Genomic DNA, 26,866 nt, shown 5'->3' with positions numbered 1-26,866 from the left:
AGTAAACCCCAACTAGAGCCCCCAGGGGACCAAATTGAGAACGGGACGGTGCTCAATGGAGTGTAGGCCCATCCCGTACCACCAGACCCGTTTCCAACAGCTCGGTGGGATCTGTGTAGAGGATGACCTTAGCCCCTTGGGCCACATAGACGTTGGGTAAGGGAGTCTGATAGGTAACCACGGGTCCGATCCCCATGATTCCGTAGGTCAGTCCCTGTTGGGTGATCAATCGTTCCGCCTCCGCCAATGGTAGCCCGACAACCTTTGGCACTTGCACCGTTCTTTCCTCACCGTTATCCTCCAGCCGCTGTTCCACGTTCAAGTACCGCAGCATCGGCAGGGCGAAGATTCCAAAGGCCGGTGCCGCAATCACACCGCCGTAGTAAGCACCGGTAGGCTCCCAAAGGACAATAAGGGCCGCAAATTGGGGATCATCCATCGGTGCGATCCCAAAGAAGGAGGCAATCACCTTGGAGCGGCTGTACACTCCCCCTTCGGCCACCTGGGCTGTACCCGTCTTGCCCCCCACCCGGTAGCCAGGGATGTCGGCACCGCTGGCGGTGCCATTGGCCACAGTGGAACGGAGCATCAGGGCCGCTTGCTCCGCGGCCTCCCGCGAGACCGGCTGACGAATGACCTCCGGTTCCCTCTCCTCGATGACATTCCCGTCCTTATCCACGATCCTCATTACATAGTAGGGTCGCATCAGGTTACCGCCATTGGCGATGGCATTCATGGCATTCAACAGCTGCAGGGGGGTCACGCTGATACTCTGCCCAAAACCGATGTTGGCCCAGGTGACCGCGGGCACATCGGGACTGGGGGGATACAAAATCCCCACCGCCTCACCGGGAAAGTCTACGCCCAAGGGCTCACCGAAACCAAAGTCACGGATGTATTCATAAAAACCGCGTCCTTCCTTCAGTTCCGCCAATTCCATGCCCAGGCGGGCATACACGGGGTTACAGGAGTTTTCCAGGGTCTCAATGAAGTTTTGGGAGCCGTGTCCGGCGCTGTGCCAACATTTGATCGTCCACCCGGAAACGCGGATAAAACCGGGGTCGAAATAGCGGGTTTGGAGGGTGGTGATCCCTGCGTCTAAGGCCGCCGCGGCGGTAACCGCCTTGAAGGTGGAACCGGGCTCGTAATTGTCGGTGATGGCCACATTCCGCCGGTATTTGTCCGGATAGTCCGCATAGTTGGCCGCGTCAAAAGAGGGATAAATGGCCGTAGCCAGGATCTCCCCGGTTCCAGGATCCATCACGAGGATCAACCCCTGCTTCGAGCCGGTTTCCTGGGTAACCCGGGCAATCTCCCTTTGGGCCATCAGTTGGATGTTCCGATCGATGGTCAGGTAAATATCATAGCCGTCCACCGGTTTAACATAGGTGTGGACACCGTGCGGAATCTCCCGGCCCATGGAATCCCGTTCCACCAACACAGCCCCCGGACGCCCCCGCAAGATCGCGTCGTACTGGAACTCGATTCCCTCCAGGCCCTGGTTATCGATGCCCACGATCCCCAATACCTGGGGGGCAATGGTCCCATCGGGGTAATACCGCACGGGATTTTCCACGATGCCAATGCCCGGCAGATCTAAACTCCGCACCAGGGTCACCTCCGCATCGGTGACCCGCTTTTTGATCCACTCGGCGGCACTGTTGGCCGTGACCCGCTTCAAGACAAAGTCATAGTCCAAGTCCAGCACTTCCGCCAACAGCTGAGCAGTCTTCTCCGGTTCTGTGATCTCCACTGGGATAGCGTAGACCGACGAGGCACTAATCGTGGTGGCCAATACATAGCCGTTACGGTCATAGATGGTCCCCCGCTTTGCATCCACAGGAATGGGTCGTAATCGTTGTTTCAGTCCCTGTCCCTGGAGGAACTGGTACTGCAAAACCTGCACATAAAACAGGCGCAGCACCACCACCACGAAGAACACAGCCACAGCACAAAAGAGCCACAGAATTCGTTTTCTGCTGACCAACAGGGCATCGTAATACAAGGCTAATCCTCCCCGCTAGGGTCTGCGGCCGAAAAGGCCCAAAAACCAACTGATTACTCTAGTCACCACGTTTGCCGTCCCTACCCCGTGCTTAGCCACCGCAGGGATGGAACCCACTTCTTCCTCCCCCCGGTAAAAGACAAGGCGGCCGAAGGGCTGGCCCGGGTCCACGGGGGCCTCCGGTGGTGGGGAATCCAGCTCCAACCTTCTTTCCAAGGGTGGTCCGTCATAGCCTGGTGGGACATGGGCCTTGAAGTCGGATCCGGCCACCAGCTGCACTTTGCTGCGGGCTCCACCAGAAAGGGGACCGGTCCCCACCACTTCTCCTTTGCGGATCACCAACTGGAGGTTTTCAAACCCATAATTCAGAAGCTCTTTGGTATCTTGCTGCCGGGCCTCCCGGTTTGGTCCTCCCAGGACTACCGCCACCAGCCTCCAGCCCTCAATGGTGGCCGAGGTAACGAGGCTGTGCCCCGCGGGGGTGGTGAAACCGGTCTTCCCCCCCTCATTCCCCGGATACTCCCCGAGGAGGGGATTGGAGTTGGTAATCTCCAGACCCAGAGAATTGATTCGGTACCGGGCGGTGCCCACCACCCGGGCGAAGATGGGATTTTGGATGGCCACCCGAAAGAGTTGGGCCAAGTCATAGGCGGTGGAGTAGTTTCCTTCCCAGCTGGGGTTAAGACCCGTGGCATCGGTGAAGTTGGTATCCTCCAGGCCCAGTTCCCTGGCTCGCTGCGTCATCTGCTGGGCAAAGGCAGCCTCGGAACCCGCTTGGTGCACCGCCAGCATATATGCAGCGTCGTTGGCGGAAATCAGGGCGGCAGCATAAAGAAGCTCTTCCACAGTGAAGGACTGGCCCTGCTTCACCTTCAGTTCCGTCCCCTCCAGGGACTGGGCCTTGGCGTCCGCCACCACCACGTCATCCATTTTGATCTTCCCCGCTTGGATGTTTTCTGCGGTCAGAAAGATGGTCATCACTTTGGTGAGGCTGGCAATGGACCGCCGGGTAAAGGCGTTTTTACCGTAAAGTAGTACGCCGGTCTGCCCATCCACCAAGGCCACCGCCTCTGCGGCAAGGCGGAGTTCCTCGGCGCAGGTCACACCGGAAAGCAATGACAAGACCGAAAGCAAACTCACCCACCAAACAACCGCACGTCCCTCTTTTGCCACCCCGCATCACCTGCTAATGTTTTTTGTAAAATATATTGCCCAGGACGTAGCTTTATGCCGATGAACATCCCCACGGTTACTGCATAAACTGATTAGCACAAGGGGGGCGACGGCATGCACCTGCGGCTAATACATAACAATGAGCGGGATCTGTTTAATGGCTTTCTGGCAAGGCAACAGGGTAGTTTTCTACAATCCTACGAGTGGGGTGAATTGAAGGCCTATACCGGATGGGAACCTCTGCGCTTAATCTTGGAGGACAAGGACGAGATCCTTGGGGCCGTCTCCATTCTCAAACGAGGGATCCCCTTGGGCCGGAGTTTTTTCTACGCACCCCACGGACCCGTCCTGGCGGATCCAAAGCATCTGGAACCACTGCTCGGGGAAATCCGCCCCATTGCCAAAGAACACCGGGCCATCTTCCTCAAGATCGATCCGCCCATCCCCAAGGAAAACCTCCAGTTCCACAAACATCTGCTCAAGGCCGGTTTTCGCTCGGTGAACAAGGGCAAGGCCTTCGAGAACGTCCAGCCCAAATTCGTCTTCCGCTTGAATATCGACAAGAGCGAAGAACAGCTTTTGGCGGAGATGAAGTCCAAAACCCGTTACAACATCCGCTATGCCCAGCGGAAGGGAGTCCAAGTCCGCTGCTCCGCGGACAAAAGGGATCTGTCCAAATTCTATTCGTTACTTCTGGAAACCTGCCAGCGGGACGGATTTGCCGTGCGCAACTACGGTTACTTTTCCCGGATGTGGGATCTGTTTGTCCCCCGGAACATGGCCCGGCTATTCTTGGCCTACTACCAAGGGCAATTACTGTCCGCCACACTCTTGTTTGTCTTTGGCAGCCAAGCCTGGTATCTATACGGCGCCTCGAGCAACGAGCTTAGGAACCTGCAGCCCAACTACGCCATCCAGTGGGCCATGATCCGCTACGCCAAGCAACGGGGGTGCCAGGTTTATGATTTTCGCGGGGTAAGCGGCAATTTAGATCCCAACCATCCCTTGTATGGGCTGTATCGGTTCAAGGAGGGGTTTAACCCCACCTTGGTGGAATACATCGGGGAGCTGGATCTGCCCTACAACAAACTTCTTTGGAGTTTATATAACAAAGGTGAACCCTTGCTAAGGCAAATGATCCTCCTTAAAGGCCCCCTCCAAGAAAAACTGAAACTTCTAGGGAGTCGTGGCTAATGGATCCTTTACCCCCGGTTTGGGTGGAAATCGATACGGGTAAACTCAAAGAAAACCTCAGCAAGGTAAGAAGGGCTATACCAACGGATTTCTTTGCCGTGGTGAAAAACAACGCCTATGGCCACGGGTTAGTGCAAACCAGTCGGCTCTTTCTCCGCCTAGGTGCCCGGGGCCTGGCAGTAAACAGCCTGGAAGAGGCCCGGACCTTGCGGCGTCGTGGCATCCGCGGTCCCATTCTCATCTTCCATCCCGGCTTCCCTTTCCAAGGGGAGCAGGTGGCCTTGTATGACCTTACCCAAACTTTGTGCACCCTGCCCATGGCCGAGGCCCTAGTTCGGGCAGGGGAGAAGTACAAAAGGAAGATCCGGGTGCATCTAAAGATCGATATCGGCATGGGGCGAAGTGGCATTAAACCCGAGGAGGCCTTGGCTTTCCTCCGCCAGGTGAGCGCCCTGGATAGGAAAAGGCGTCTGCTTTGGGAAGGGATTTACACCCACTTCCCCACCAGTCATAACATCCCCCAAACCAAAAGGCAGCTGGACCGCTTCTTGAAGACGGTAGAGGAATTAGACAAACATGGCTTCACCTTCACCTGGGTCCACGCGGCCAACAGTGCCGCCGCGGTGCTAGTGCCGGAAAGCAGGTTAGACCTTTGCCGCCTCGGCAACGCCCTCTACGGCCAGTGTGCCCCTTTACCCACGGAGACGGCCTGGTGTCTAAAGACCTATCTTGTCTTAGTGAAGGAGCTGGCCAAAGGCGAAACCCTCGGCTACGGTAGCACCTACCGGGCGCCAGCCCCACTGCAGATCGGCACCATCCCTTTGGGCTATGGAGATGGACTCTTGCTGGATCCGCCGGGGGATATTCAAAGTTCCCTCGGGGCCCTGGGCCGGAAGCTCCTGCACAAAGAAAGACAACTAGTGCGCATCCAGGGACAACCCACACACTTCCTGGGCCGGACGTCCATGGGCATGGCCACCATCCGGATTCCCCCTGGGGTATCCGCGCAAATCCAGGAACCAGTGGCCATCTATCAGCGGTTCACCTCCATCCCTCCCCATATACCTCGTCTCTTCATCGAAGGGGGCAAGGTCCTTTGTGCGGAAATCGCGTATCGGATCTACGGGGTAATCCACAAAAACGGCCATTTTTATACCACCGAACCCCTGGCCTAATGCCAAAGAACACCCGTTTCCCCGTAAGGGGTTCCCAAGATATCTTAGGAAGCGTCTTTTGATGAAAGGGGAGTCATCCATTATCAACAGAGCCGAAGACGGTGGGAAAGAACCTGAGGCTTTAGGAAAAGGTTTAGGGCTGGAGGGTGTGGCTATGAATGTACAGGCCGGGAGGCGTCTTCCCGGCCTGTATCATCCCATGGGAGGAGTCTAATATCCCATGGCCCGCTCCTCTTGCATATCCAGGAGGGCTCCAAAGCGTTCATAGGATGCCTTAAGCCGCGGCATGATCTCACCGAGGCTAGCCACCTTCTCGGGCTTTCTCAGCTGCATAAACTCACCCAGCCAAAAGTCGATCTCGCTGTAGACCCGGCGCAACTCCTGCTTTTCTTCGTTGTGCTTCGCCTCCAGGGCCATCACTTTCTCCCGCAGCCGCTGATTCTCTTCCTTCAGACGCTCCAGCTCATTCAGCACCCGCCCGCGGTTCTGAAACAGATTACAGACATTGGTCAACCCCCGGGTAAACTCCCCCAACAATTCCGTGACACTACCTTGCAAGGTGGCCATTTCTGCTTCTAACACTTTGATCCGTTGATCAAGGGCAAAGGCCCGGCTGGGAAATTCCTTCAGGGCGGTGATTAAATCCTCACTACTGTATTCTTCTTGTACCGCCGGGAGGCCAGCCTCCGGTGCATGTTCCTTCATGAGCTCCTCATAACGCTCCTGGCACATTTGGGCCGTGGTTCCTGGCAGTCGGCTGCTGATAGTCTCCCAATCCAATCCCTGTTTGGCCCACCGCCAAAGATTCATCTCCAGTTCATTGGTCCAGGTGAACTCCGGTAGGGGCTTGCCCAAAAGCTGAGATAGCACTTCCCGCCGATTTTTGCTCTGTTTCATCTGTTTTCTATATATCTTAGGATCAATCTGATACTCCTTAAGTAGGGCATAAAAACGCTGGGCCACCGCGGCTTTGCTCCTACCCAGACGCCGCACCAGTTCATCCCTTTGTTTCAGATTCCACCAGGATTCTAAGATTAGCGCGTCCTCCGCCTCGGTATAGTTCCGATTGGCACGGCTTTCTAATTCGACACTCATATACACCCTCCATTCCAGTAAATACAGTTACTCCCGCAAGAACAGAATCTCCCATCAAAAAGATTTCTATACATCCCGGGCAGTATTAATATATGCAGCACCCTTTTTTTCTGCCATTTATGTATAATTCCCCCCTAAACTGCACATACTAGCTAGTGACCAGTAATTGCGGGAGGGTTCGGTCGTGAAACTGGACAAACAACAATCTCGCCTACTTATGTTTCAACAGGCCATGAAAGCGATCCAAGAAGATCCCAATCAAGATGGGCGCTTCAAAGAGAGGGGCCTGCGGGTCCTCGAACAGGCCTACAAGCGTGCCCTAAGGGAGCTGGAAATGCAAACCGGGTAATCCAGCGCCCTGGGTTCCTTCCAGCTTGCTCCAGATCCAGATGCTTGGTAGAATAAAGAAGGAATGAGCATAATAGAACCAACGCGCAACCTATGGAGTCTGGAGGAGCTTGACCATTTTGAACGATATAATCTATTTTGACAACAGCGCCACCACGAAAGTCATCCCTCCCATCAGGGATGCGGTGGTCTCCTGCTTGGAAGAATACTATGGAAACCCCTCTTCTCCCCATCGCCTCGGCACCAAGGCCAACTCCCTTATCAATGAAGCCAGACGCAGCTTGGCTTTAGCCTTGGCTTGCTCCGCCGAAGAGATCTTCTTCACCTCCGGGGGTACCGAGGCCAATAATCTGTGTATCAAGGGGGCCGCTTGGGCCCGCCGCCGGTTGGGACAGCACGTGATCACCACGAAAATAGAACACGCCTCGGTGCTGGAAACTTGCAAATACCTGGAGACGGTGGGATTTGAGGTTACCTATCTAGATGTGGATCAGTCCGGTATCGTCAACGTGGAGCAGTTAGCGAAGGCCCTCACCCCCGAGACAATCTTAGTCAGCATTATGTGGGTCAATAACGAGACGGGGGCCATCCAGCCTATCGGGGACATTTGTCGGCTTCTTGAGCAGGCCACGCCCCGCCCCTTGCTACACGTGGATGCGGTACAAGCCCTAGGCAAACTCCCCTTGAATGAATTGGCTCCAGGGATCGATTTGCTCACCGTCAGCGGTCACAAAATCCATGGACCAAAGGGGGTAGGGGCCGCAAAGATCAAGCAGGATCTCAACTTAATCCCCCTCTTCCACGGTGGCGGTCAGGAGGGACAGCTGCGTTCCGGCACGGAGAATGTCCCAGGGATCCATGCCCTGGGCTTGGCCGTGAAGTTGGCGATAGAGGATCTCGCCGTAAGCTCCCAGCGGATTCTTCGGATGCGCAATCGCTTAGTGGAAGAGCTGAAGGACATTGCTGGTTGCCAGATTAATACACCCCTGGAGTGTTCGGTACCCCATATTCTCAACGTGTCCTTTCTGGGATTTCCCGGGGAAATGCTTCTTCACCATCTGGAAGCCAAGGGATTGTACATCGGCACCGGAGCAGCCTGTAGCTCCCGCAAAGCCCAGGGAAGTCACGTGCTGCGGGCTATGGGCTTCAGCGATGAAGCCATCGCTGGCTCCTGTCGGATCAGCCTGGGCCGACTCAACACCGAAGAAGAGATCCCCCGGGCCGTCAGGATCATTAAAGAAACCCTAGCGGAACTGGTACATTTCGTATGATTTTGCAGAGGAGACTGGAACATGGAAGAACTAATTATGGTCCGTTATGGTGAGATTAGTCTGAAGGGGAACAACCGCCGGTTTTTTGAAGATCGGTTGGTGGGCAATATCCGCTCCAGGCTGGCCGATTTGGGTAATGTGCAGGTACACAAAACCTACGGGCGGATTTTCGTCAGCGGCTTGAGCCAAATCAATACCGCGATCCGCCGATTACAAGACGTCTTCGGCATCGTCTCCATCAGCCCAGTCTTTCAAACGGAAAACGATCTGGAACAAATCAAAGCCTCGGGTCTGGAGCTGGTACAAAGGCAGAATCCTGTCCCCGGCACCACCTTCCGAGTAGATACGCGCCGGTCAAATAAATCCTTTCCTTTGAACTCCATGGAGATCAACAGGGAAGTATCCGCCCATATTCTCCCCAAGGTGGAAGGGTTAAAAGTCAATTTGACAGAACCGCAACTGCGGCTCAGCATCGAGGTGCGGGAGAAATCCACGTACTTATTCCTGGAAAGCTTCCCGGGCCCTGGCGGGCTGCCCGTAGGAGTCACGGGCAAGGGATTGTTGCTTCTGTCCGGCGGCATCGACAGTCCCGTGGCCGGCTGGCTGGCCATGAAAAGGGGTGTGAAGGTGGAGGCTCTCCATTTTCATAGTTTCCCCTTCACCGGGGAACAGTCCAAGGAAAAGGTGGTCCAACTGGCCAATGCCCTCGCACCCTATAACCACGGGATGCGGCTGTGGATCGCCCACTTCACTGAAATCCAGAAGGCCATCCACGTCCATTGTCCTCCGGCCCTGCGGGTGACTATCATGCGACGCATGATGATGCGGATCGCCCATCGCCTGGCGGAAAGGATCAAAGCCCTAGTACTCATCACCGGTGAAAGCATTGGACAGGTGGCCAGTCAAACCCTAGAGAGCATGCACACCATTGGTTCGGCAATTCCGATGCAGATTATCCGTCCTTTGGTCACCTATGATAAGCATGAGATCATCACCAAAGCCCAGGAAATCGGGACCTACAACATCTCCATCCTCCCCTATGAGGACTGCTGTACCGTCTTTGTACCCAAGCATCCCAGCACAAAACCCAGCATTCTAGACGCGGAAAAGGCCGAGGCAGGAGTAGACTGGGCAGGGCTCATCGACCAATGCGTGGACACCTTGGAGTTGATTGATATACCTTGAAGAGGCCGCGCTCTTCAAGGTAGTTACAGTTCGATATCAAATTCATCTTCGTCCCAAGGGGTGAGAATCTCCTCGGATTCCGCTTCCGCTTTGGCCGCGGCGGCTTGGTCCTTGGTCTCGGCGAGGGCTTCCACGAAGGCTTCATCGACCATCCGCTTCCGCTCTTCTAGCTTCTTAAGTAGCTGATCCCCAGAGTAACCTTCGGCCTCTAGCTCCCTGATCAAGTCTTCGATGATCCCGCGATAGGCACTGGCAGTCCTCACGGGCTCAATGATCAGCCGACCACCTTCGATGTAACAACAGGCATTGACACCAAATCCCAAAGCCTCGTGGAAGTCCTTCGGAATGGTGAATTGTCGTTTCGAGGTAATCTTCACATAACGAACTGAATCCATAGCCTATCCCCCAAGGAAACTCTTAATGCTCTCCTTACTATAATAAGATAATTTCCTATAATTCTCAAGTATGACTTCTTATTCCAGAAAGGCCTGATTCTGGGTGCGCACACTCACCTCACCCGCGTATACAGGCACAAGTCCGCCGGTGGTGCTCTGGACAACGAGGGCCCCATCCGCGGCGATATCCAGGGCCGTTCCCTGCAGGATGTCGCCACCGGGTTTATAGACCACCACTTCCCGCTTGAGAGTGGAACAAACCGCCTTGCATCGTTGCAGAATGGGACCGAAACCCTCGCTTAGAAAGCCTTTGTATGTTCTTTCCAGACTCAACAGCAACCGCTGCAAAAGGGCTACGCGGGCAAAGGATCTTTGGTGACTGATGCGTAAGCTAGTGGCTGTTTTTTGTAAGTCCAGCAGCAGTTGGTCCTGTTCCTGGTTGACATTGATACCAAAGCCCACAATGACCGCTTTCACCAAATCCGGCTCCGCATCGACCTCCACCAGGATCCCACCAAGCTTTCGGTCTCCAATCAAAAGATCATTGGGCCACTTGATGGTACTGCCCTCGATTTCTGCCTGGAGGGCCACCGCGGTCATCAAAGACATTTGGGCTACTTGCTGCAGGGGGATTTGGGGTCTTAGCAACACAGAACAGTAAATCCCCAGATAGGGAGGAGAGACCCAGTTCCTGCCCCGCCGCCCCCTCCCTGCCCGTTGCTCTTCCGTCAACACCACCAGGCCTTCCGGGGCACCATCCCGGGCCAATTTCTTACATTTGGTATTGGTAGAATCGAGGACCGGTTCATAGTGGAACCGGGTACCGATGATCTCCGTCCCCAGTCCCCGGCCCACCTCCCAAGGATACAACCGATCGGGTTTTTCCACGAGGCGGTAACCTCGGCTAGATACAGCCTCTATCTTGTAACCATCTTTACGCAGCTGCTCAACCCATTTCCAAATGGCACTGCGGGTGATACCCAGCTGGTCACAAAGAGCGGCGCCACTAACGTAGCCGCCCTCCTGGGCCTCCAGGTACTCCAACAGTCTTTCCTTCATATGGTCACTCCCATGGAGCAATGTATTTTGCAGGATTCGTTTTTTTGTATTATAATTATTTTTAGACATCAAGGACCCACCTACCTTCTTTTCAACGTTAAAGGAGGAAATCTCAATGCAGACACGAAAATCTTCTTTTCTCGTCATCGCGTTAGTATCCTTTCTACTAGGTGGCCTGGCATTCTCTGTTTTGGTCAGAGAACCACTGTTGGCCGAATACGGTCGCAATGATGTCTCCCATGCTGCTTCCGAGCAGTCGGCAGATACTGACCGAGCCGGTATTCCGCTGTGGAGCGATACCTTCGCCAATATTGCCGAACGCGTCAGTCCTGCTGTGGTATATATCAGTGTAGAGTTTCCCCGGGAGGAACCCCAGTGGAGCATCTACGACCAGTTCTGGTTTCCCTTCTTCTCCATACCCCAGCAGAATCCCCAGCGGCAACCGCGCCTAGGAACGGGGTTCATCATCAATGAGGAGGGATATATCCTCACCAATCAGCACGTGGTGGGAAACAAGGGAGACAACCAGAAGATTACGGTGACCTTGTCCACCCCCGAGTTTAAAGGGGAGATCCCAGCGGAACTCGTCGGTTCCGACTGGACGTTGGATCTAGCGGTACTGAAGATCGAAAAGCCAAAGGAACTGGATAAGCTCCCCACCATCCCTTTGGGCGACTCCTCCGCCACCCGTCAGGGAGACTGGGTAATCGCCATTGGCAATCCCTACGGGGAGGTCTTTGACCACACCCTCACCGTGGGAGTAATCAGTGCCAAGGGACGGAGCATCCAGATTCAGGATTCCGATACCAACCAGACCCGCACTTACCGGGAATTGATGCAGACCGATGCCTCCATCAACCCCGGAAACAGTGGTGGACCTTTGATCAACGTGTGGGGTGAAGTCATCGGGATTAACACCGCAATTCATAGTACGGCCCAAGGGATCGGCTTTGCCATCCCCATCAATACGGCTAAGGACGTTCTCGACATGCTGATTAACGAAGGAAAGGTCACCAGGGCCTGGCTAGGGATACAAGTAGCCTCCTTAACCCAGGACATTGCCAATTGGCTGGGGACCGATGTCACGGAAGGAGCCGTCATCGCCACGGTGTTCCGCAACAGCCCTGCGGACAAGGCAGGTCTAAAGGTGTACGATGTGATCCGTCGCATCGATGATACACCCATCACCTCCCACGACGATGTGGTGAACTATATCGCCAAGAAGCGGCCGGGGGATAAAGTTATTCTGGTTATTGAACGCCAGGGTACTCCCATGCTGGTCACGGTCACCCTGGAAGAAGCCCAGTAATCCTTGGCCTGCGGGAGAAGCCTTCCTCCCGCAGGCTTCTTCTTTTTCCACAGACATTAGACCTATCCCACCCATATTTGCATGCCCCTAAAGGAAGAAGGGAAAGGTCTACGTAATCTACATACAGGCCATAGACAAGAGGACGAAGCTCTACCATAGGTGGTCCGATGCGACCTATGCGTAGACTAATTAAGCCCATGGGCTGATACCCATGGGCTTAATTCGCAAAACACAAAGTCAACAATGGGGAGAAATCCTAGAATCCTGCTGCTGGCCTGCGGACGATCTCCACTTCAACGGAAGCCATCAGACCTCCCACCGGAGGCTGGGGCTTGCGCACTCTGACCACGACCTCGTCAATGCCAAAAGCGTCGAACACAGCGTCGGCGATACTCTCCGCTAAGGCCTCCAATAGGTTGAAGTCTCCTTCTTCCACTAAATCCTTAACAATGGTGTAAATATCCACGTAATTCACCGACAATTCGGGATCATCGGTTTTGCCGGTGGTCGCCAGATCCAAGACCAGTTCCAGGTCAACCTCGACCCTTTGCCCTAGCTCCTTTTCGGCCGAAAAGGCACCGTGATAGCCGTAAAACACCATGTTGTTCAGCCTGATTCGATCGCTGGCCATGCTACTCCTCCTTGAAGTGTAGTCCCAGCAGGACTATTCTTCCCCATATCCTGTCTGTTATGCTCTATTCTGCCTCCACCGCCGGGGAGTGCTTTCTTTGCAGGACAGGCGTGTCGTCCTTAGAATCCCCGGTGGCCTTGGTCGTCACTTCGGGCGCGCTTTCCTTTTCTTCCGCAGAGCGCTTTTGCAGTTCCTCCTCCGGTATATTGGCACCATACTTCAAGGCCAATTCGAACTCGTGCCGGTTGAGGGTCTCCCGCTCTAGCAGGGCCTCCACCACTTTATCTAGTTCTTCCCGGTGCTGCGCCAAAACCTCAGTAGCCTGCTTATGGGCTCCTTCCACAAAGGTTCTGACTTCCCGGTCGATTTGCGCTGCCACACTCTCACTGTAGTCCCGATCCCGACCAAGGTCTCGGCCTAGGAACACCTGGGTCTCATCCCGACGTCCGAAGGTCAACGGGCCTAGGGTCTCACTCATACCCCACTCAGTAACCATCTTACGTGCCAACTTCGTAACCCGTTCCAGGTCATTCTGGGCTCCGGTACTGACCTCACCGTCGAAGGCCAATTCCTCCGCAGCCCGGCCCCCCAAAAGAACCGCCAATTCATCTAGCAGTTCCGACTTGGTGGTGACGTAGCGTTCCTCCACCGGCAAAGTAGCCGTATGCCCACCGGTTCGTCCCCGTCCTATAATGGTTACTTTGTAGACAGGGTCTGCATGGGGCAAGTAATGGGCCAGTAATGCATGACCAGCCTCGTGATAAGCAAAAACCAGCTTGTCCTTGTCACTGAGAACCCGTTTGCGATGTTCCGGCCCCATCAGCACACGGTCAATGGCCTCTTCACATTCGGCCATGGTAACGACCCGCTGACCCTTACGGGCGGCCAAAATGGCAGCTTCGTTCATCAGATTAGCCAGATCCGCGCCGGAGAAATAGGGCGTCCGCTTAGCCAGAACCCGCAGATCGACATCTTTGCCCATGGGCTTACCCCGGGCATGAATCTTCAAGATCTCTTCCCGACCGCGCACATCGGGAACATCCGCCACCACGCGGCGGTCGAAACGTCCTGGGCGCAACAAGGCAGGATCCAACACATCTGGACGGTTAGTTGCGGCCATCACAATAATCCCTGTGTTGGACTCAAAACCGTCCATCTCCACCAACAGCTGGTTGAGGGTCTGCTCCCGCTCATCATGGCCCCCACCAAGCCCCGTTCCCCGCTGCCGGCCCACCGCATCCAATTCGTCGATGAACACGATACAGGGACTGTTTTTCTTGGCGTTATCAAAAAGATCCCGCACCCGGGCGGCGCCCACACCAACGAACATCTCTACGAAATCTGAACCACTAATACTGAAGAAGGGTACCCCCGCTTCTCGGGCCACCGCCCGAGCCAACAAGGTTTTCCCCGTGCCAGGGGGACCAACCAACAGCACACCCTTGGGGATCTTCGCCCCCAGCTCCACAAACTTCTTCGGGTGCTTCAAAAACTCAACTATCTCCATCAATTCCTGCTTGGCCTCATCCAAGCCAGCCACATCATCAAAGGTAACGCGGCTTTTTTCTTCCGAATACATTCTCGCCCGACTTTTCCCAAAGGACATGGCCTTGTTGCCGCTACCTTGCATCTGGTTAATCAAGAAAATCCAAAGCACCACGACCACTACGATGGTGAAGACCGTGGGCAACAAGGACCACCACCACGCCCGGTCCTTTTCCGGTTCAGCACTGACACTGATTCCCAATTCATAGAGTCTGTCCGCCAGATTCTGAGTACCATAGGGAATCTCCGCAAAAATCACGGAACCATCCCACAGCTTTCCTTCGACCCGTTGACTGCCAATTACCCGGGCCGATTCGATTTGTCCCGCAGCCGCATAGTCCAGAAACTCGCTATACCCTACCTCGCGCACGGTGGTAGGATCGCTGTAGAACATATTCACCATGAAGACGGCTACAATCGCAATTAAGAGGTATACGCTCAAACCTCTTAGAAACCTATTCAAAAAATACCCTCCCTTCGGTGATAACACCGGCACAATGGGTGAAGGAGGAACACATTTCTCCTTATTCCCAGCTATTATATCATAGGGGTTAAGTGATTACAATTTGAAGTCCTTTGGGGGTAAACAGTGAAGTTGGGAAGCGAAAACCGCGGTAGACCCCGAATACGTTGTCTCAACCATGAACCTGGTGCTTAAGACGAAGCTGCAAAACCTGGGCAGTATTACGGGTTATCTTGACCCGATCCGCGATGGTAAATCCCGGCACCCACAGGATCCCTTCCCCATCGCAGACCAAGGGAAACAGATCTCGCACTTCGTTGGGGATCTTCGCGTCAATAAAGATATCCTTGAGTTTGCGGGTGCCGGGACTGCCCAACAACCGCACCCGATCCCCCGCCCGCCGACCGCGAACATAGAGCGGACCTTTGCACCGTGCAAGATCGATATACTCCACAAAATCCACAGAGCCCTGTCCGGTCTGCAAGTAAGTGACCAAAGGGGCAAAGCCCGCCGACCCTCGTTCAAAGGTTGTGGGCCCTTGGTCCACAATCTTCGCCGATAGGTACAAACCCATGGGCAGATGACACTCGCCGGGACAAGGTAGGGGAAAAACCGCCAGGGCAGAAGGTACGCTTTCTGTCGTCTGTTCCCTTAGGGTAAGAAGAGAGCCGTCGCTTATCACCCGGCAGCCCTGGGGCCAATCAAGGCATAGTTTCTCTCCTAAGCTTTGCAAGAGCTGCTCCACATGGTCAAAGGTAAGGCCCCGCAGGTGACCGGTGACCTCTCCGTAAGCCTGCCGCACCAGGCGTCTTTGCAGAGCCAGGGGCAGCGCAAGCAGCTCCTGGACGAACAGAGAGACCTCCTTTGGCCCACCACCTGATGAGGACATCTTAAGTTTACGGTAATACTTTGCCGCTAGGGATTCCATAACCTGGCCTTCAAAATAGGTGATGCTAGCCAGTTGAGCAAGGGTCCCACGGATCCGAGGATTGTAGGTTTCCAAGAGGGGTAACAGCTCTTGACGAATCCTGTTTCGAAGGTAGATGGGTTGCCGGTTGGTGACATCTTCATAATAGGTAAGCTTGTGTTCCCGGGCATAGGCAAGGATCTCTTCCCGGGAACAATGGAGCAAAGGGCGGATATACGGACCGCGGACCGGGGGAATTCCCGCCAGGCCCAAAGGGCCCGTGCCCCGCAGCAGGTTGATGAGTACCGTTTCCGCCTGATCATCGGCATGATGGCCTAGGGCCACGCGCTGGGCCTGCAATTCTTCGGTTAACTCCCGAAAAAGGGTATAACGGGCCCGCCGACCCGCTTCCTCCACCGACTCCCGGTTCTCCCTGGCCAGTCTCGCCACATCCACAATCCGGTAATGAAATGGTAGCCCCCATTCTCCGGCCAGGCTCCGCACATATTCCATTTCCTCCGTGGCCTCGGGCCGCAGACAATGATGCAGATGGGCCACATGCAAGGTCAAACCGTATTCCGAACGAAAGCGAAGCAATACGTGGAGCAAGACCACAGAATCGGGGCCCCCGGACACCGCCACAATCACCCGATCCTGTGGTTGCAACATTTGATACCGACGAATTGTCTCCCTGCACTGTTCCAATAGGTCCATAGGACACCCCACCAAGCTTAGGTAAGGTTATTATAGCACAGGCGAAGCACCTATTGACCTACCCGCACGTACAGGGGAATCTCTTCATTATTATAGAACTGGTGATTCGGTGTGGCCCTCGTGATTCGGGTTACCACAATGGTCACATCATCGGGTAATTGCTCCCCCACCACCTGGCGCAGCTCGTCTAGCACTCGGCGCGCGATCTTCCCAGGATCATCGGTCTTGATCCGGGCGAGAAGCTCGGCAATCCACTGCTCCGACTCCAACAGCTCGCTTTGCTGATCGATGGCCCCGTCGGTAATCATGACCAGGATATCCCCATGTTCTAGACGCCGGGTTTGACTTTGGATCTCGATCTCGGGGAAAATCCCCACCGGAAGGGAGTTGGCCCGGACGATCTCAACTTCATCGGGGCGCACGATGAAACTGGGGGTAGAACCGATCTTGATGAAATCCACCAGCCCCGTATACATGTCCACCAAGGCCAGATCGATGGTGGCAAAGGTCTCCTTCACCGAGCGCAACAGTAAAACCGAATTAACCGTCTGCAGGGCGAACTGCACGTCAAAGCCGTTTTCCAGCATTCTCTCCAGCATCGACACCGTGGCCTGGCTTTCTTTGGCCGCCTCAGGCCCAATTCCCATGCCGTCACTGATCAGCAGCGCAATTTTCCCATTGGGCAGCATCAGCTTGGTCCATTCATCGCCACTGACCGTGTCCTTGGGTACATTCAAAGCCACGGTCTCCAGGTTAAACTTGCGCTCCGGAAGAAAAACACATCGGCACCGGCCCTCGCTGCTACAAAAGCGTTGCCAAACCGAATAGGATTCTCCCAACACCTGGTCCATCAAGGCCGGGATGCGGTTGCTGCAAAACTGGGCGCCATGGCAGAGTCGTTGCCGTTCTATAGTGACCCTGCGGACGCCCCCTTCGTCGGTGATCAGAACTTCCGCGGGAAAAAGTTCATGCACGGTGAATTGTTCCTTCAAGATCTGCTGCAGTCCCAAGTCTTCACACAGACCGATCTCAAACTGCGCCGCCACTCCCTTAATGAGCTGGGAAACCCCCGCCAGTTGTCGGCGGACGATACCCCGGCTCTCACTAACCCGCTGACCCCAGTAGTTGTTGATCCGCAACCGTTCGGCCGCCTCCCGCAAAGTGGCGGTCAGGCGATGGGCATGCAGACAATACTTCTGAAAACGCGGCGGCAGATCCCTGGTGGAAAGGTTTCGTCTGTGCTCCACCGAAGCTAGCAATTCCACCAAATCCCAGTAGGTCTGATAGAAGTTTTCCTCCCAACATTTGCGATAACTAACACAGGAGGCACAGGCCTTTTCGGAAATATACTCGCAGGCCCGGTTAAGTTGGGAGTGCCGGCTTTCCTCGGGGGTCTTATCGTCCCCGAAGGTGCTCGCCAGTTCCTCAAAGACCCGGGACATACCACTAAGCTTGTCCGCGAAGGAATCCTGCAGGGCCGAGGCCACCTCTTGGACGTTAGCCTGCTGGTACTGCACCGGTAGGAAGCGTTGGAGTTTATGTAGGACCTGTTGAGGAATTATCAGGAAAAGGAGGGCTGCCAGCAGGGTGGCTCCCATCTCCCCCACCAAAGTAGGCGCTAAAGAAAGGTAAAGAAGCAGTTGGCTGACCAAGAATCCGAAAACCATCCACCCCCGGGCCTTATGGCGAAAGACCCCAGCCACGGTGCCGGGAAAGCCCAGAGAAGCTAAAAGCAACGGCGGTCCGGCCAAAGGCAACATCAGTCCCACACCAATGGTGGTGCCCAAGACCGCCGCGGCACCGGGTCCCCCGATATAGCCGGCGGTGAGGATAGCCAGTCCACTGATTACATAGACTAAGGCCACCCCAAACACCTGAAGGTTTCCAATTCCCATGAGGGCACCCAAACCGATTAGAAGTAAGCTGATAAACTCCTGGACACCGAAGGGTAAAGACCTGGTCTTAATGGCCGCCACACCGGGTACGAACAAAAGGCAAGAGACCCCTGTCAAAAGGCCATGGATAACCACTGAAAGGATAACGTAGGGTGGGGACCCCCCAGCCAGGGGGGGGATTCCCTGGAGCATGGTGACCGTCACCCCAACCGCAAAGGCATATTGGCCCATTTTGTCCTTCCAATTGGCTTTGAGGACCACAGCAAAGATCCAAAAAAGGGTGTAAAGAATAAGGTAGACGGGCAGCACTCTCATATTCCCAAAGGCAACTCCTGCGGCAAGCCAACCCATCATCCCTAGGTTCAACGCCGGATCCCGTAACAACAGACATGCCGCGGCAAAACCGATCCCCAAGGGGTGTAGGCCACTGGTCAACTCCACCTGGGTTAACAGGGCCACTAGGATATAGTAGGGCAACTTGTCGAAGGCAAACAGGGCGGATAACACCGTGAGCAAGTTGCCCAGAGGCAGTCTCTTCGGCCTGCTGGAAACATGGGCCTTTGCACTTAAGGGCATACAGTAGGTACTCGCGTCGGATTGTTCGATCATCACCAACATCAACACCTTTCGCTCCTTAACTGATAAGCCGGACAAGTTACCATGCTAAGCCTAACACAAAGAAGGTCTGTTTGTTTGTCGACATCCGCAGAACTAGATTCCCTACATTCCGACATTAACCGTTACGTTCCTCATAAAGAGGGATTTCTTCGGATTTCCCCCAGGCGCTTGCATTAGTGGTGTATAATTATTCGTCTAATCCTGTGCCATTTTGTGACCAATTACGTCCCTCCGCCAATGGTTTTCCGTGGAACTCGTCCCTGCGGTCGAAGGAAAATGACGGATATTGACAATTGGTTGTAGGCTTTCGATATCGTCCCCTCATACCGTTCAGGAAGCCGGTTTCGTCCCTATGACTACCCAGATACAACAATTAACGATCTCTCCTCACACCGACATAGGATACTTTGAAAGAACTTTAAACAATACCCTTGACCCCCGGGGATTAACCATATATACTCTCTACTTGGGCCTGTATATTTTTTATTTTTATACACTGAACTGCAAAGGAGCTTTAGTAAAGGCTTTGCCTGCCGATCCCTGCTTCCATCCGGGATGGGTTCTATTTCCATGATACTAGTAGTAGAAGGATTCGGAGCAAAACCGTAGAATACTGTATAATAACTAACTGGGGCTAACCCAAATGTTGTAAATAGGAGGTATTCAGATGCGTACACTCAAAGCACTCATCGTCACACTAGTCTCAGTGCTGCTCTTAACATCGGCACTGACCGCTGCGGCCGACTTACCAAAGGGCCCACAGGCGGACGAGCTGTACTTCATTATCATTACTGATAATGAAGCACGGTTGCGGGCACTACAGCTGGGCGAGATCCATATCTACCCCGGTCTGACCACGCCCGAAACCATCGACACCCTTTTCGCTGATCCGAACATCGAATTGACCTTTGATCTGGGCTTCCATATGTTCTACACTGCCTTGAACATGCGGAGGGCTCCCCTGGATGACGTTGCCGTACGTCAAGCCATCGCCCATCTCGTGGATCGGGACCGGATCATCAACACCCTGTTCTCCGGGTACATGCTGCCCCTAGAGGCCTTCGTGCCCCCATCCTCCCCCTTCCACAATCCACAGGCGGCACACTATGAGTATAGCCCAAGGAAAGCTGCGGAAATCCTCGACGCAGCCGGTTATGTCATGGGACCCCGCGGCGTGCGGATCGATCCACGCACCGGTGAGCCCATGGAAGAGATCGAATTCCTAACCCCAACCTTTGATATTGCCCCAACCTCCGCCCAGATCGGCGAGCTGATTTGCAACGAGGCACGGGCCATTGGTATCCCGGCGAAGCACGTTCCTATGGACTTTAACATTATTCTGGAACGTATCGACGTATTTGATTTCGACACCTACTGCTTGGCATGGGGTCTGGGCCGTGACCCGGTCGATCTGTACACCCTGTTTCACTCCAACTTCGATGTAGAGCGGGGCAACAACACCCCTGGTATCCGCGATCCTAAGTTGGATGCCGCTTTGGAAGAGCTGTATTACGCAGCTAACTATGACGAGGCAATGGAAGCTGCTTACGCGGCCCAGGAGGTTCTCTCAGAACTGCTACCTTATATTACCCTCTACTCCCGTCCCTATATTGATGCCTTCCGGACGGACAAGGTCGAGGGCTTCATCCCGATGCTTGGTTACGGTGCAGCTCAATACAACAACAAGTGGACAACGCTGAACATCCGACCCACAACAAATCAGGCCATCCGTTGGCTGTTGCCTGAGAACCCCAAAACCCTGAACCCGGCACTTGCTGACAGTTCCTATGACTGGGAAATCCTCGGCCGGACCACTGACGCTCTGTTGGAAGTAGATCCCGAGACCCTCGAGGATATTCCCTGGGTCGCCACCGAGTGGGAAGTGGGCACCTGGGAGCCTGACGTAGAGGCCCTCAAGGATATCGACCGCTTTACCCGGGTAGACGACGTAGCCACCAAGCTAACCTTCAAACTGCGCGATGACATCAAGTGGCATGACGGTATGCCCTTCACCGCCCACGACGTCAAGTTCTCCATCGAGTACTACATCGAGCATCAACTGCAAGAGCAGTACCAGTACGTGATTGACGTCGTCAAGGTAGAATGCCCCGACGATTACACCGTCGAGGTCTACATGGCGAACCTCAGCTACTGGCACTTGGGTAACGTGGCTGGCCGCTACTGGCTGCCTAAGCACATCTGGCAAGATGTCACGGATCCGTTGAACTTCCAGCCCTGGCTGGAGCCCCATCCCACCGTGGAAGGGCTGACCAAGCTGGTAGGTATCGGGCCCTTCATCTTCAAGTCCATGGAAACTGGCCAGTACGTCCACATGGTCAAGAACCCCTACTACTGGGCAGCGCAATAACCTGAAAGGGGCCCTCAGGGGCCCCTTTTCCCCTGCGGAAGGTGGATTGAAGTGCAGTTTATAAGGTATATTCTTAGACGACTAGTATATGCAGTTGTTATTCTGTTCTTTATTCTTACATTCAACTTCTTTATATTTCGGGTGATGCCCGGAGATCCGGTAGGTACCCTCCAATCTCCCAGCATGACTCCCGAGATGAAGTCGTTGTTAGAAAAACAATATGGATTGGACAAACCGCTTTGGGAGCAGTATCTACTGTATATGAAAAATTTGCTAAAGTTTGAATTCGGTTACTCCTTCCAATCCAGAAGACCGGTGGCTGACGAGATCCTCGAACGGCTTCCGAATACCCTGTTACTCTTGGGAACATCCACCATTCTTTCCATGGTGGTTGGCATCCTCTTGGGCATTTTTGCTGCCTCCAAACAGGGCTCCATCGCGGAGCATCTGACCATCGGTTCAGGGCTCTTTGCCTATTCGGTTCCCACTTTCTTTTTGCAGTTGCTTTTGCTTTTAGCCTTTGCTTATTTCTGGCCGATCTTTCCAATCCGGGGTACCATGAGCATTCCCCCACCCACAGGATTTTTCCCTGTGCTTTGGGATCGGCTACATCATTTGGCTTTGCCTGTAATCAGTTTGACGATCGTTGGTTTCGGTTCCTGGGCTTTGTATACCCGCAATACCATGGCTGATGTACTAAGCCAAGATTTTATTGTCACTGCCAAAGCCAAGGGACTAACCCCAAGAAGAGTCTTGTTCCAACATGCCTTTCGGAGCATTCTTCCCCCGATCGTCACCCTGTTTTTCCTGAATCTACCCGGGATCATCGGAGGAGCCGTAGTTACAGAGTCCATTTTCTCCTGGCCGGGGGTGGGCCGTTATTTATTGCAGGCCACGATGGAAAAGAACTACCCCGCGGCCCAAGGGGCTTTCTATTTGATTGCCCTTGCCGTACTAATCTCTAACTTCCTGGCCGACCTAGCCTATGGCCTTGTGGATCCCCGGATCCGGGTGGGCGAAGGGGGTGGACACTAATGGATTTTCGCTCTTTCGTGCAGCAGTTTCGACGGAGTCGATCCGGCATGGTGGGCTTGGGCATTCTAGTTGTCTTTGTGCTGATGGCCCTTTTCGCCCCCTTGCTCACTTCATATGATCCTCTCAAGGATATGAATTTGGCGAATCGGATGGCGATGCCCGCATGGTTCCGGCTCTTTCCTAAGTATCGTGATGCCCTGCAAGGTAGCGCTTTCAACGTTTCCCCAAATGAATGGGAAAGGTCTACCGACGTAGAGGTAGAAGCCTCCACGTGGCACGAGGAAGATGTCGAATACCTGAGGTTGGAACTGCCTCCAGGGGAGGCGGAGGTTCTGTTCACCTATGCCTTCGATTACCCATCAAATACAGCGAGTGTTTTCGAGATTGCCTTGCATTATGGGATACCCCAGTTAGAAGCGGGGAGCACGACCTTAGCTTTCTCCATTGTGGATCCCAATGGGACGGAGTACAACCTGTGGCAGTCCCAAACCCACAGATCCCCGATGGAGATTCGGAAGTTCGCCGTAGACTCCCGGGATATGCGGGTGAAGACCGCCTTGGGATTAGGCCCCTTCGGGGACCCTGCTAAACATGTCTTTACCACCGAGGGTAAGTACACCTTGCGTCTCCGGGTTGCCAAAACCGAGGACAGTGGGGCCACCAGCATCGATTTGGCTCCCTTGAGCTTCCGGGTACCCGGTGAAGTACACGGTGTCTTGGGTGTAGACCACTTAGGGTGCGACCTGTGGAGTCAGTTGGCCTACGGTACCCGCTTTGCGCTTTTAATTGGCCTTTCCGCTGCATTTATCTCGGTAATCGTGGGTACCACCATTGGCATTGTCAGCGGTTATGTGGGTGGCCTGGTGGACGAGCTTTTGATGCGGGCAACCGACATCATGCTCAGTGTCCCGTTGCTACCGATCCTGATTATCCTAGCGGCGTTCTTTGGTAAGAATATCTGGACCACAGTGCTACTCATTGCCATCTTCTCCTGGATGAGCACCGCACGTTTGGTCCGATCCCAAACCCTGAGTTTGCGCGAGCAGACCTTCGTGGAAGCCGCCCGGGCCGCGGGTGCCTCCAAGACCTATATCATGTGGCGCCATATTCTGCCCAACGTATTGCCCTTGGTGTTTGCCTCCTTGGTACTGCTCATTCCCAGCGCGATTTTGTTTGAGTCGACGCTGAGCTTCTTGGGCTTTGGCGATCCCAGCACACCCACTTGGGGTAATATGCTGCAAAGCGCCCAGAGCTTCGGTGCCTTTACACGGCTGGCCTGGTGGTGGATCCTGCCACCTGGTATTGCCATTACGCTCTTGGCCCTAGCCTTTGTCTTGATTGGCAATACCCTGAACGAAATCCTAGATCCCAGGCGCCAAGAGAGGTGATGTGACAATGGCACTGCTTGAAGTTAAAGACCTGAAAATGCATTACCAGACCCAACAGGGTGCTGTGAAAGCTATCGATGGCCTCAGCTTTGAACTTCCCGTCCAGGGGACTCTGGGGATCGCCGGTGAATCGGGGTGTGGGAAGAGTAGCTTAGGGTTGAGTATCCTGAGGTTATTGCCGAAAAATGGTCGCTTCGTAGATGGTTCCATCAAGTTTGATGGACAAAACCTACTGGATATGTCTGAACCGGAGTTCCGCGATCAGATCCGCTGGAAGCGAATATCCATGGTCTTCCAGGGCGCCATGAACGCCCTAAATCCGGTGATTCGGGTTGGTGACCAAATTGCCGAATCCATTATCCACACCGAAGGAAAGTCGGCCAAGGAAGCCTACGAGCGTACCACTGAACTGCTGGAAATGGTAGGAATTAGTCCCCACCGGGCCAAAGAATACCCCCATGAGTTCAGTGGCGGCATGAAGCAGCGGGCGGTTATTGCCATGGCTTTGGCCTGCCGGCCAGACCTGGTGATTGCCGACGAGCCCACCACTGCTTTAGACACCCTGGTACGGGCTCAAGTAATGCAGACATTGATTGAACTCCGGGAGAAGTTCTCCCTGTCCATGATCCTCATCTCCCACGATCTGCCGATCATTGCCAAGACCTGTGATCAGGTGATGATCATGTACGCTGGAAAGATCATGGAAACGGGCGATACGGTATCGGTGTTTACCAAGCCGTTACACCCCTATACCCAAGGTTTGATCACCGCTGTCCCCCATATTCGGGCGGAGCAGACGGAAATCAAGGCGATCCCTGGCCATCCGCCGGATCTTTTGAATCCGCCTTCGGGTTGCGTGTTCCATCCGCGGTGTCCCATCGCTGATAAGGAATGCGAGAAGTTGGAACCCACACTGCGCTCCTTTGGTAAGCAGATGGTGGCATGCCACAAGCTTACATCGGAGTCAGCCGCGGAGGTGGTTTAAATGCAGACACAACCGATTGTCGAAGCGAAAAACCTGGTGAAGCACTTCCCGGCCCGGGGACGAGGTGTCGTTCGTAAGGCCGTAGTGCGGGCTGTGGATGATATAGATCTGCAAATCTATCCTGGAGAGATCCTGGGCTTAGTGGGTGAATCCGGTTGCGGGAAGACCACCACCGGACGGCTTCTTTTGCGGTTAATCGAACCCACTTCCGGTGAAATCCTATACAAGGGCCAGGACATTACGGCGCTAAAGGGCAAGGACCTGAAGATGATGCGGAGGAAACTACAGATCATCTTCCAGGACCCCTACACATCCTTGAATCCCCGGATGAATCTCCTCCAGATCATCTCCGAACCCTTACGGATTCAAGGTATGCTGGAGAGCCACGATCAAGCGGTGGAGATCGTCACATCGGTGTTGGCCGAGGTCGGCTTAACTCCTCCGGAACAGTACCTGACCCGGTTCCCCCACGAACTGTCCGGTGGACAGCGACAGCGGGTGGCCATTGCCCGGGCACTGGTGATGAATCCGGACTTCATCGTGGCGGATGAACCGGTGTCCATGTTGGACATCTCTATCCGGGGCGGTATTTTGAACCTCATGCTGCGGTTGTCCAAGGAAAGACATGTGGCTTTCTTGTATATCACCCACGACCTGGCTACCGCTCGGCACATCTGTAACCGGATTGCTGTAATGTATTTGGGTGAGATGGTGGAACTAGCGTCCGCAGATACCCTGATCTACGGTTGCAAGCATCCCTATACCAAGGCCTTGATTAACGCGGTCTTGGATCCGGATCCCACCGACCGAACAATTCAGATCGATCTGTCCGGCGAGGTCCCCAACGTCACTGACCCACCACCGGGTTGCCGCCTCCATCCCCGTTGTCCCTATGCAGTGGAGATCTGCAAGACCACGGAGCCTGAATTCAAGGAAGTGGAGCCGGGGCATTGGGTGTCCTGTCACTTGGCCAAGTAGCTCGGATCATATCAAGGAGGAGGGGGCGATTAGCCCCCGTCCTCTCCCACCACCGTACGTCCCGTTCGGTATAAGGCGGTTCACCAAGCTTGACGAATTTGTTGATGGTAACCTTCGGCTATGCTCATCAGCCCTTGACTGCTCCAATACCAATTATCCAGGGCTATGCTTAGGATCTTGGATACCCGCCAGGCGCTTCGACTCAAGAGAATCCCTCCATCACGTCGCAGTTTTCCCGCTAACCCTTGGACCTGGATCCCTGGCCGTAGAACAAGCTCCAATCTCCATGGTTTGTCATCGGCACCACAGTCCTGTGAGGCATGGATCTTCTTGTTTTTCCGCCAAGTGCCAGCAACCACCGGAGCGGCCAAATGGGGCTGTGTTGCGCTCACAAGACGGGCAAAACCCATCAGACTACTCTGGTGGCGCTGCCCTCCCCTGAGCTCCGGAGGCACTGCGTCGTGCAGTACCCCCAAGTGGATGCCAGCAATCAACATTCCTCGCCCTACTAGACCAGCGCCTGGCTCGATTCCTAGGCAATAGACGCACATAACCCAAGATTGTCTCCGCCAATGTCGTTGCGTATATCTGGTATAGAATCCTGCAGTAGAAGATCGTCCCAATAGCAATAGACCGGACCTAACTCCCGAAGACCAGTACGAATGGCAGGTACTCTCATCATTGAAGGCCGTAACGTACCAACACTGGCTTGAACCGTCAAGAAGAACTACTTCGACAAAGGATTGCAAAGTATTTTAGTAATTCAGCTACCGGAAGGATGAAGCCATAGCTGTGAAGCAGCTTGCCCCTGGATATGGGGCTTCTTCAGCGCACACATATTTCGGTTGCTTTGGACTTTCCTGACTGTTCTTGCCAAAAGCGGGTACCTAGGGAAACTCACCCAGGGCTAACATCCCTTTTTCTATCATCACCATCAGACCGGGTGGATGTGCTGCCTCTGCTTTCCTGGACCAAACGCTCAAAACCGGGTACGAATCAGGCCCGGGTCCACGCAAATTTCGTAGGGACGCTTGAAGAAGAGAGGGAGGATATTCCAGACAAAAAAAGAAAGAGTCCTCAAACAAGAAAAGAAGGCGCTAAGCGCTAAAAGGAGGACTCTTTCCATGATT

21 protein-coding genes are annotated in these 26,866 nt (G+C 54.3%); 11 read left to right on the top strand and 10 right to left on the bottom strand.

Annotated elements, in window-relative coordinates:
- Positions 1 to 52: 52 nt before the first annotated feature.
- Both GXX57_02975 and GXX57_02970 read right to left on the bottom strand, forming a co-directional pair.
- Positions 53 to 2,005, bottom strand: a complete 1,953-nt coding sequence (locus GXX57_02975) for a PASTA domain-containing protein (protein HHV43619.1) — start codon at positions 2,003 to 2,005, stop codon at positions 53 to 55.
- Positions 2,006 to 2,020: 15 nt separating this feature from the next.
- On the bottom strand, positions 2,021 to 3,145 hold the full coding sequence (locus tag GXX57_02970; protein ID HHV43618.1) for a D-alanyl-D-alanine carboxypeptidase: 1,125 nt from the start codon (positions 3,143 to 3,145) through the stop codon (positions 2,021 to 2,023).
- A gap of 147 nt (positions 3,146 to 3,292) precedes the next feature.
- Between GXX57_02970 and GXX57_02965 the strand changes: the two genes are divergently transcribed.
- Positions 3,293 to 4,372 carry a peptidoglycan bridge formation glycyltransferase FemA/FemB family protein gene (locus tag GXX57_02965; protein HHV43617.1) on the top strand — a complete coding sequence of 360 codons (1,080 nt, stop codon included), beginning with the start codon at positions 3,293 to 3,295 and terminating at the stop codon, positions 4,370 to 4,372.
- Positions 4,372 to 5,547 carry an alanine racemase gene (gene alr / locus GXX57_02960; protein HHV43616.1) on the top strand — a complete coding sequence of 392 codons (1,176 nt, stop codon included), beginning with the start codon at positions 4,372 to 4,374 and terminating at the stop codon, positions 5,545 to 5,547. The genes GXX57_02965 and alr overlap by 1 nt, the downstream gene beginning before the upstream one ends.
- Positions 5,548 to 5,757: 210 nt before the next feature.
- On the opposite strand, the gene GXX57_02955 is transcribed toward alr, so the two are convergent.
- On the bottom strand, positions 5,758 to 6,642 hold the full coding sequence (locus GXX57_02955) for a hypothetical protein (protein HHV43615.1): 885 nt from the start codon (positions 6,640 to 6,642) through the stop codon (positions 5,758 to 5,760).
- Between the two features lie 184 nt (positions 6,643 to 6,826).
- Between GXX57_02955 and GXX57_02950 the strand changes: the two genes are divergently transcribed.
- From GXX57_02950 to thiI, 3 genes are all read left to right on the top strand, one after another.
- Complete coding sequence (locus GXX57_02950) at positions 6,827 to 6,991, top strand: hypothetical protein (GenBank protein HHV43614.1); 165 nt, start codon at positions 6,827 to 6,829, stop codon at positions 6,989 to 6,991.
- 118 nt (positions 6,992 to 7,109) lie between these two features.
- The gene (locus GXX57_02945; protein HHV43613.1) at positions 7,110 to 8,261 is read left to right on the top strand and encodes a cysteine desulfurase; all 1,152 of its coding nucleotides are present in this window, start codon (positions 7,110 to 7,112) and stop codon (positions 8,259 to 8,261) included.
- A gap of 21 nt (positions 8,262 to 8,282) precedes the next feature.
- Positions 8,283 to 9,446 carry a tRNA 4-thiouridine(8) synthase ThiI gene (gene thiI / locus GXX57_02940; protein ID HHV43612.1) on the top strand — a complete coding sequence of 388 codons (1,164 nt, stop codon included), beginning with the start codon at positions 8,283 to 8,285 and terminating at the stop codon, positions 9,444 to 9,446.
- A 23-nt stretch (positions 9,447 to 9,469) separates the two neighbouring features.
- On the opposite strand, the gene GXX57_02935 is transcribed toward thiI, so the two are convergent.
- Together GXX57_02935 and GXX57_02930 are read right to left on the bottom strand one after the other, a co-directional pair.
- Positions 9,470 to 9,841 carry a hypothetical protein gene (locus tag GXX57_02935; protein ID HHV43611.1) on the bottom strand — a complete coding sequence of 124 codons (372 nt, stop codon included), beginning with the start codon at positions 9,839 to 9,841 and terminating at the stop codon, positions 9,470 to 9,472.
- Positions 9,842 to 9,919: 78 nt separating this feature from the next.
- Complete coding sequence (locus tag GXX57_02930; protein ID HHV43610.1) at positions 9,920 to 10,900, bottom strand: biotin--[acetyl-CoA-carboxylase] ligase; 981 nt, start codon at positions 10,898 to 10,900, stop codon at positions 9,920 to 9,922.
- A gap of 115 nt (positions 10,901 to 11,015) precedes the next feature.
- Here GXX57_02930 and GXX57_02925 point away from each other — a divergent pair, with 115 nt between their 5' ends.
- Positions 11,016 to 12,209 carry a trypsin-like serine protease gene (locus tag GXX57_02925; GenBank protein ID HHV43609.1) on the top strand — a complete coding sequence of 398 codons (1,194 nt, stop codon included), beginning with the start codon at positions 11,016 to 11,018 and terminating at the stop codon, positions 12,207 to 12,209.
- A 256-nt stretch (positions 12,210 to 12,465) separates the two neighbouring features.
- Here the strand turns inward: GXX57_02925 and folB are convergent, their stop codons facing one another.
- The 4 genes from folB to spoIIE all read right to left on the bottom strand — a co-directional run bounded on the left by folB (position 12,466) and on the right by spoIIE (position 18,985).
- Positions 12,466 to 12,840, bottom strand: a complete 375-nt coding sequence (folB, locus tag GXX57_02920) for a dihydroneopterin aldolase (protein ID HHV43608.1) — start codon at positions 12,838 to 12,840, stop codon at positions 12,466 to 12,468.
- Between the two features lie 64 nt (positions 12,841 to 12,904).
- Complete coding sequence (locus tag GXX57_02915) at positions 12,905 to 14,848, bottom strand: ATP-dependent metallopeptidase FtsH/Yme1/Tma family protein (GenBank protein HHV43607.1); 1,944 nt, start codon at positions 14,846 to 14,848, stop codon at positions 12,905 to 12,907.
- 172 nt (positions 14,849 to 15,020) lie between these two features.
- Positions 15,021 to 16,424: a tRNA lysidine(34) synthetase TilS gene (gene tilS / locus GXX57_02910; GenBank protein HHV43606.1), complete on the bottom strand. Its 1,404-nt coding sequence runs from the start codon at positions 16,422 to 16,424 to the stop codon at positions 15,021 to 15,023.
- A gap of 95 nt (positions 16,425 to 16,519) precedes the next feature.
- Positions 16,520 to 18,985: a stage II sporulation protein E gene (gene spoIIE, locus GXX57_02905; protein HHV43605.1), complete on the bottom strand. Its 2,466-nt coding sequence runs from the start codon at positions 18,983 to 18,985 to the stop codon at positions 16,520 to 16,522.
- A 664-nt stretch (positions 18,986 to 19,649) separates the two neighbouring features.
- On the opposite strand from spoIIE, the gene GXX57_02900 reads away from it, so the two are divergent.
- The 5 genes from GXX57_02900 to GXX57_02880 all read left to right on the top strand — a co-directional run bounded on the left by GXX57_02900 (position 19,650) and on the right by GXX57_02880 (position 25,736).
- Entirely contained in the window at positions 19,650 to 21,350 is a 1,701-nt protein-coding gene (locus GXX57_02900) for a hypothetical protein (protein ID HHV43604.1), read from the top strand.
- A gap of 144 nt (positions 21,351 to 21,494) precedes the next feature.
- Entirely contained in the window at positions 21,495 to 22,385 is an 891-nt protein-coding gene (locus tag GXX57_02895) for an ABC transporter permease (GenBank protein HHV43603.1), read from the top strand.
- On the top strand, positions 22,385 to 23,773 hold the full coding sequence (locus GXX57_02890; GenBank protein ID HHV43602.1) for an ABC transporter permease: 1,389 nt from the start codon (positions 22,385 to 22,387) through the stop codon (positions 23,771 to 23,773). The genes GXX57_02895 and GXX57_02890 overlap by 1 nt, the downstream gene beginning before the upstream one ends.
- A 1-nt stretch (position 23,774) precedes the next feature.
- Complete coding sequence (locus GXX57_02885) at positions 23,775 to 24,758, top strand: ABC transporter ATP-binding protein (GenBank protein ID HHV43601.1); 984 nt, start codon at positions 23,775 to 23,777, stop codon at positions 24,756 to 24,758.
- Complete coding sequence (locus GXX57_02880) at positions 24,759 to 25,736, top strand: ATP-binding cassette domain-containing protein (GenBank protein ID HHV43600.1); 978 nt, start codon at positions 24,759 to 24,761, stop codon at positions 25,734 to 25,736. It abuts the gene before it with no gap.
- A gap of 80 nt (positions 25,737 to 25,816) precedes the next feature.
- Here the strand turns inward: GXX57_02880 and GXX57_02875 are convergent, their stop codons facing one another.
- The gene (locus GXX57_02875) at positions 25,817 to 26,233 is read right to left on the bottom strand and encodes a hypothetical protein (protein HHV43599.1); all 417 of its coding nucleotides are present in this window, start codon (positions 26,231 to 26,233) and stop codon (positions 25,817 to 25,819) included.
- Between the last annotated feature and the right edge of the window lie 633 nt (positions 26,234 to 26,866).

Source organism: Bacillota bacterium, assembly GCA_012839765.1.
In the GTDB taxonomy this organism is placed as follows: Bacteria; Bacillota; Limnochordia; order DUMW01; family DUMW01; genus DUMW01.
The sequence above is the reverse complement of the archived record's forward strand: the minus strand, read 5'-3'. Positions and strand labels throughout refer to the sequence as shown.